The sequence below is a fragment of the Ornithinimicrobium sp. genome (assembly GCF_051004135.1).
Lineage (GTDB): Bacteria > Actinomycetota > Actinomycetes > Actinomycetales > Dermatophilaceae > Ornithinicoccus.
Map to the genome: position 1 here is coordinate 1 of NZ_JBPCKQ010000122.1, position 6,359 is coordinate 6,359.

Here is a 6,359-nt window from a genome sequence, read left to right on the forward strand (position 1 = left end):
GATGCATACGCCCACCGACGTGCACCACGGCCACGCGCCCACCGTCCGGCAGGCCCGTGCGGTGACCTTGTCCGCGGCCTACGCGGCCCACCCCGAGCGCTTCGTCCGCAAGCACCCCGAACCACCAGAGTTGCCCAGCACCGCCTGGATCAACCGACCCAACGAAACAGACTCAACGAACCAAGCAACGAACTGACCCAACCAGGTTGACAGGTTCCGTGATCGACCCCGTCCGGAGCTGGACGCCACTGGACTAGTGCCCGATTCAGCACACTGGTGCCCTGCGCGCGCAGTGCACCAGTGTGCCGAATCAGGCACCAGTCAGTCGCGGCGCGCGGGGGGCGAACGTGATGCTCCTCAGTCGCGGCGGGCGTGGGCGATGCTCTCCTGGATGAGTGAGACCACGACGTCTACCTCGCCGGGGTTTCGGGGGCCGTAGACCATCAGCTCCGTGTCGTGATCGGCATACTGATGCGGCTCCGCCCACCCCAGCTCGACCACCTCCTGCCCGCGAGTGACGGGGAGGCACAGATGGACGCTGGTGTCGTCGACGCCATGCAGGTGTGCGGGTTCGAGGCGGCAGGGGAGACCTGACTGTGCCCCTCGACGACCCCATCGAGGGCGAACACCCGCTGCGCCAGCTCGCCCCACAGCGCCGGCGGCGCCAGCTGGTCGAGCTGCCGGTGCGGGCCATCACTCGACGTGGTAGGGCGGGGGCCTGGCCGGTCAGCCGTCCTCTCGGCCACTACCAGCTCTACCTCGAAGCCCCGGTCGTTCTCGAGGAACAACGCCACGTGATCGGCGCCGCCCGCGTGCGGCTAGGCGTCGACAAAACATCTCCTGCCACCCGCGCTCACCAGCACCTTCGCGGATCGAGTCCAGCAGATCCCGCCCCGGCGCGGTCAGTGCCAGATGGTTCATCCCCGGTGCCATCCGGTCGTGCCGAGTGCCGTTGAGCGCCGGCGACTGCTCCAGCACCACATACGTGCCGTCCGGGCTGGTCCAGATGCGGCCGTCTTCCCACGAACCGTCATCGGGCTGCCAGGACAGCATCCCGAGCAGCCAGTCCCAGGAGCCGACGATCTCCGCCAGGTCGTGGAGCACGAGCAGGTCGAGATCCCGCCGAGTGACGGCACGGTTGGCCGGCTCGTCGCCGATCTGGTGGACGGGTCGCCCCAGCAGATTCGACGCTTCACACTCAAGGCCCATCGGGATGGTCCGATGCGGTGATGCGGTGATGCGGTGATGCGGTGATGCGCACGACCTTGGACATCGATGATCGCGCGCTGTCGGCGGCTCGGGCACTCGCGGTCGCAGACCACCGGGATGACTGAGCAGACGACATACCTGCTCGACGTCAACGTGTTGCTGGCCTTGAGTCACGCGGCGCACGTCCACCACGACCGCGCCCACGGATGGTGGTCGCAGCGGGCCGAGACGTGTCGCTGGGCGACCGCGCCGGTCACCGAGTCCGGCTTGCTCCGCCTGCTCGGCAGCCCCGGCGTCATGGGCGAGTCGCTGCCGATCTCAGCTGGCCTCTCCGGCCTGGACCAAGCCTGTCAGGACTCCTCCCATGTCTTCCTGGTCGATGACACCAGTCTGTTGCGACCTTTCGTCTCCACGAGTCATCTGCAGGGATACCGCCAGGTCACCGATGTGCATCTGGTCAACCTCGCCGCACGCCACGGAGCCGTCCTGGCGACCTTGGACGCGCGCCTGAGCGCCATGTTGGCCCCGGAGGACCGGCGCCACGTGGAGCTTGTCCGCGACGCGCCATGAGCTGGCCGGCCGGTCGTCGGGTGCTGGCAGGTCGTCCGCAGGCTTCGGGTCGGACGCAATCGAGCAGCCGTAGCACCCCATGGTCACGGGCGAGCCCGGCGACTCAGGGCGCCGATGTGGTGACGATGCGACCGCCGGCCTCGCCTGCGCCCGGTCCCATCTCGACGACCCAGTCGGCGGTGGCCAACGCGACCGGGTCGTGCTCGGCCAGGACCACGGTGTGCCCGTGATCCACGAGGGTGTGCAGCTGGCGGAGCAGCCGGTGCACGTCGGCCGGGTGCAGACCCGACGTCGGCTCGTCGAGCAGATAGAGGGTTGGCGCGCGCCGCTCGGTCTGCAGCTCGCTGGCCAGCTTGATCCGCTGCGCCTCGCCGCCGGAGAGCTCGGTGGCCGGCTGTCCCAGGGTCAGGTAGCCCAGGCCCAAGGTATGCAGCGCCTCCAGTGCACGGCGCACCGGCGGCTCGTCGGTGAACACCGGACGCGCCTCATCGACCGTCAGCGCCAGCACGTCGGCCACGGTCACACCCTGCCAGGTGACCTCGAGGGTCTCCGGGTTGTAGCGCGACCCGCCACAGGTGGGGCAGGTCGAGTAGGTTCCGGGCAGGAACAGCAGCTCGACGGCCACCGACCCCTCGCCCAGGCAGGTCGGGCATCGACCCGCGGTCACGTTGAAGCTGAACCGGCCGGCGCGGTAGCCGCGCTCCCGCGCCAAGGGCGTCCGCGCGAACAGCGTGCGCACGTGGTCGAACAGCCCCGTGTAGGTCGCCAGGTTGGACCGCGGCGTGCGACCGATCGGCCGCTGCGTGATCCGCACCAGGCGTCGCGGGACACCCGCACCGGTCGCGCTCGCCTCGGCGACCCGGCCCTGCCCCTCGGCCTGCTCCCCGTCCTCGTCCTCCCCGTCGACGGGGTCGGGCTGATCCTCGACCCGAGCGAGCCGAACACCGACGGTGTCGTGCACCGCGTCGAGCAGGGTGGACTTGCCCGACCCGGAGATGCCGGTGATGACGGTGAGCACACCGAGTGGGAGGGTGATATCAAGCCCGTGCAGGGTGTGCCGTTCGATGCCGGTGACCCGCAGCTCCCCGCGGGGTGACCGCACCGGCGGGTATGCGGTGTCGCCGGCCGCGGCGCCGGACCCGGCCACCCTGTGGCCGGGCGACGCGTCGGAGGCCGGTCGCACCTCACCGGGGTGCACGGGGTCATGCAGGTAGCGGGCCGTCACCGACGCGGCGACGGCCGCGAGCCCGTCGAGCGGGCCGGACCAGAGCACCTCGCCGCCCTGCGAGCCGGCGCCGGGCCCGACGTCGACGACCCAGTCACAGGCGGCGACCACGGCCATGTCGTGCTCGACGACCAGCACCGTGTTGCCGGCCCCGACCAGACCGCGCAGTGCCCGCAGCAGCGCCTCGGTGTCCTGCGGGTGCAGCCCGGCTGACGGCTCGTCGAGCACGTAGACCACCCCGAACAACCCGGAGCGCACCGCCGTGGCGACCCGCAGCCGCTGCAGCTCCCCGGTGGAGACCGAGGAGCTGGACCGGGCCAGGTCGAGGTGTCCGATGCCCAGGTCGACCAGCACCTGCAACCGGCCGACCAGGTCGGTCAGCAGCAGCCGCTCGGCCTCCTGGACCGCGGTGGCATCGACCTCGGGCAGCTCGGGCAGCTCGGTCAGCCGCTGCCGAAGGATGGGCAGCAACGCCTCGATCGGCCGGTGCGCCGCGATGTCGATGGCCATGCCCTGCCAGGTGACGCGCAAAGCCTCGGTCCGCAACCGCCGCCCGTGACAGGTCTCGCACGGCGAGCTGACGACATACCGCAGCGCGCGGGCGCGCTGACTGGCGCTGCGGGTCTCGGCCAGGGTGCGCATCAGGTAGCGCCGGGCGCTGGCGAAGCGCCCCTGGTAGGGACGGTGCACCCGGCCGGCGGCGCGGTCGGGGACGACGGTGACCACCGGCTCGTCGTCGCTGAACAGGATGAAGTCGCGTGACTCCTGGCGCAGCTCGCGCCAGGGGGCGTTGATGTCGTGGCCGAGGGTGGCGACGATGTCGCGGTAGTTCTTGCCCTGCCAGGCGCCGGGCCAGGCCTCGATCGCGCCGTCGGCAATGCTCAGGCCAGGGTCCGGCACCATCGAGTCCTCGGTCGGCTGGTGCACCACCCCCAGACCGGAGCAGGTAGGGCAGGCGCCGACCGCGGTATTGGCCGAGAAGTGGTCGGAGTCCATCGTCGCGACGTCGACCGGGTAGTCGCCACAGCGGGACCACAGCATCCGCAGGGTGTTGCCGGTCGTGGTGATGGTGCCGACGCTCGACCGGCTGCTGGCACCGCCGCGCTGTTGGGCGACGGCGACGGCCGGGGGCAGCCCGGTGATGTCGCGGACCTGCGGGTCCAGAGCGGTGTGGATCAGCCGACGGGCGAACGGGGCGACCGAGTCGAAGTAGCGACGCTGGGCTTCACCGTGGATGGTGCCGAACGCGAGCGACGACTTGCCCGACCCGGAGATGCCGGTGAAGGCGACGAGCCGGTTGCGGGGGAGGGTGACGTCGACATCACGCAGGTTGTGCAGTCGGGCTCCGTGGACGTGGATGGAGTCGTCGGGAGTTGGGGCGGGGGGCACCCGCACAGCCTACGAGCGGGCAGCGGCAACCCGCTTTCATACGATATGTATGTCGATGTATTGTCGACGTATGGGTGTCCTGCTGCAGGTCCGTGATGTCGACGAGGCAGTCCGAGACGAGCTGAAGTCACGGGCTGCGACGGAAGGGAAGTCGCTCAACGCCTACCTGCAGACGCTGCTCATCGAGGCGGTGGCCACGCCCACCCGGAGCCAGGTGATCGATCGCATCCTCGCCCGGTCCGAGACCTCGGCGCTCTCGTCGGTGGAGATCGTGCGCGACGATCGAGACGCTCGCTCTGCTCCGTCGAGGTCGTGACCTCACCTCGTGGGGTGATCGACGCCTCCGTGGTCGTCGATCTGCTGGTCGGGCGCGACCGAGCGGAGGTGCTGGACGCGATGCCGGCGGGGGTGTGGCATGCGCCCAGCTTGCTGGACGTGGAGGTGGTCTCTGCCCTGCGCGGGCTCATGCTCGGCGGCCACCTCAGCAGACCGCGCGCCCACGACGCGCTGCGCGACTTCGATGACCTGGGCTTCACGCGCTGGCCCGTCGACTCGGCCGTGCGGACGCGGCTGCTCGACCTCGCCGACAACCTGAGCGCATACGACGCGACGTATGTCGTGCTCGCGCAGGCCCTCGATGCTCCGTTGCTGACCCGCGACCGCCGGTTGGCCGCAGCAGCCCGGGGGATGGTCGCGATCCGGTCCGTGTGACACCTCAGCGCAGGTCGAGCACCTGCTTGATGCCCCGGTCCACGGACTGCATGAGATGGGCAGGCACGGCGGCGATCCGATCCGTCAGCTCTGTGCGGTCGACTGTGGCCACGGCCGTCACGTTGACCACCGAGTCACGGAGCAGCCCCGAATCGCCTGACGGCAGGTCGACGTTGCCCGGGTACTGGCCCAGCCGGACGTTCGAGGTAATGACCGCAACGACCACCGTCGCAAGGCGGGAGCGGTTGTAGGCATCGGCTTGGATCACCAGCACAGGCCGTCGCCGCGCGGGCTCGCTGCCCAAGGGCTTCCCGAGATCGGCCCACCAGATGTCTCCGCGGCTGATCACCAGCGGGAGCGCTCGAGAGTGCCCCGGGATGCAGTGTGCGCGAAGTCGACCGCCTCTTCGTCCTGTCCGGCCCCGGCGATGGCCGCGTCGATGCGCGCCGTGAGATCGTCCGCCGCCTCCTCGGCAAGCTTCTGCTCGGCGGCCAGCACCAAGAACCGGGAACGACTGATCCCCAGCTCGGCGGCACGTCGGGTCACGGCCTCGTAGGTGTGGTCCGGCATGGAGATGGCAGTCTTCACCTCACGAGTATAACCCGGTATGACCGCAGGCGAGGTGAGCGAGCCGTTCACAGGTCGAAGCGGACGAAGGCCCGTAAGTTCGCCGTTCGCAGGTCCCGTGTCTCGGCATACCCCAGCGACTCGTAGAACGCCCGTTGTCCCGGCTCGTCGTCGGTCAGCAGCACCTTCTGCCAGACCTCGGTGTAGGGCCGCAAGGCGCCGCGCACCAACCGGCGTCCGAGCCCGACCCGGCGGTGAGTGGGCCGCACGAGCACGTCCTGCAGGTAGCAGATCGACACACCGTCGGAGATCACCCGGGCCAGCCCGACGAGCGCCCCGTCCTGCCGAGCCGTCACGACATACGACGAGCCCTCGATCGCCGCGCTCAACGTCTCCGGCTCCCGGGTGTAGGCGCTCCAGCCCACCGAGTCGTAGAGGTCGAGCAGCTCGTCCCGGCCCGGCCGGCCCGCCGCGACCACGATCGGCGCGGGCCGGTCCTCGAAGCCGACAGATCGGTAGAGGCCCAGGGCCGGGGTGTTCGCGCTGTCCACCCGCAGGCACACCGATCGCTCCGGGAATGCCGTGAGTGCGCGGCTGACCAGGGCGCGGCCGAGGCCGGTGCGTCGGTGCTCGGGTCGACGAACAGGTCGATGACGAACATCGCGTCGATGACGTCATCCCACGGGGG

9 protein-coding genes and 2 pseudogenes are annotated in these 6,359 nt (G+C 70.2%); 4 read left to right on the plus strand and 7 right to left on the minus strand.

The features are described from left to right. Positions 1 to 196: pseudogene (locus ACR2FV_RS08020) on the plus strand (IS3-like element IS1141 family transposase); the annotation flags it as partial. A gap of 161 nt (positions 197 to 357) precedes the next feature. On the opposite strand, the gene ACR2FV_RS08025 reads toward ACR2FV_RS08020, so the two are convergent. Next, on the minus strand, positions 358 to 651 hold the full coding sequence (locus ACR2FV_RS08025; protein WP_434015172.1) for a luciferase family protein: 294 nt from the start codon (positions 649 to 651) through the stop codon (positions 358 to 360). Between the two features lie 75 nt (positions 652 to 726). Next, the gene (locus tag ACR2FV_RS08030; protein WP_434015173.1) at positions 727 to 1,209 is read right to left on the minus strand and encodes a hypothetical protein; all 483 of its coding nucleotides are present in this window, start codon (positions 1,207 to 1,209) and stop codon (positions 727 to 729) included. 117 nt (positions 1,210 to 1,326) lie between these two features. Between ACR2FV_RS08030 and ACR2FV_RS08035 the strand changes: the two genes are divergently transcribed. Further along, positions 1,327 to 1,779, plus strand: a complete 453-nt coding sequence (locus ACR2FV_RS08035) for a TA system VapC family ribonuclease toxin (protein WP_434015174.1) — start codon at positions 1,327 to 1,329, stop codon at positions 1,777 to 1,779. Positions 1,780 to 1,882: 103 nt separating this feature from the next. Here ACR2FV_RS08035 and ACR2FV_RS08040 read toward each other — a convergent pair whose 3' ends face one another. Beyond that, positions 1,883 to 4,393, minus strand: coding sequence for an excinuclease ABC subunit A (locus ACR2FV_RS08040; RefSeq protein ID WP_434015175.1), 2,511 nt, complete (start codon positions 4,391 to 4,393; stop codon positions 1,883 to 1,885). 70 nt (positions 4,394 to 4,463) lie between these two features. Between ACR2FV_RS08040 and ACR2FV_RS08045 the strand changes: the two genes are divergently transcribed. Then, positions 4,464 to 4,709, plus strand: a complete 246-nt coding sequence (locus ACR2FV_RS08045; protein WP_434015176.1) for a FitA-like ribbon-helix-helix domain-containing protein — start codon at positions 4,464 to 4,466, stop codon at positions 4,707 to 4,709. Beyond that, on the plus strand, positions 4,706 to 5,104 hold the full coding sequence (locus tag ACR2FV_RS08050) for a type II toxin-antitoxin system VapC family toxin (RefSeq protein WP_434015177.1): 399 nt from the start codon (positions 4,706 to 4,708) through the stop codon (positions 5,102 to 5,104). The genes ACR2FV_RS08045 and ACR2FV_RS08050 overlap by 4 nt, the downstream gene beginning before the upstream one ends. A 4-nt stretch (positions 5,105 to 5,108) precedes the next feature. Here the strand turns inward: ACR2FV_RS08050 and ACR2FV_RS08055 are convergent, their stop codons facing one another. The 4 genes and pseudogenes from ACR2FV_RS08055 to ACR2FV_RS08070 form a co-directional block, all read right to left on the minus strand. Further along, entirely contained in the window at positions 5,109 to 5,453 is a 345-nt protein-coding gene (locus tag ACR2FV_RS08055) for a type II toxin-antitoxin system PemK/MazF family toxin (RefSeq protein ID WP_434015178.1), read from the minus strand. Continuing rightward, the gene (locus ACR2FV_RS08060) at positions 5,450 to 5,692 is read right to left on the minus strand and encodes a hypothetical protein (RefSeq protein WP_434015179.1); all 243 of its coding nucleotides are present in this window, start codon (positions 5,690 to 5,692) and stop codon (positions 5,450 to 5,452) included. Before ACR2FV_RS08060 ends, ACR2FV_RS08055 begins: the two co-directional genes overlap by 4 nt. A 47-nt stretch (positions 5,693 to 5,739) precedes the next feature. Beyond that, positions 5,740 to 6,150: a GNAT family N-acetyltransferase gene (locus tag ACR2FV_RS08065; RefSeq protein WP_434015180.1), complete on the minus strand. Its 411-nt coding sequence runs from the start codon at positions 6,148 to 6,150 to the stop codon at positions 5,740 to 5,742. A 24-nt stretch (positions 6,151 to 6,174) separates the two neighbouring features. Next, positions 6,175 to 6,297: pseudogene (locus ACR2FV_RS08070) on the minus strand (GNAT family N-acetyltransferase); the annotation flags it as partial. Positions 6,298 to 6,359: the final 62 nt, after the last annotated feature.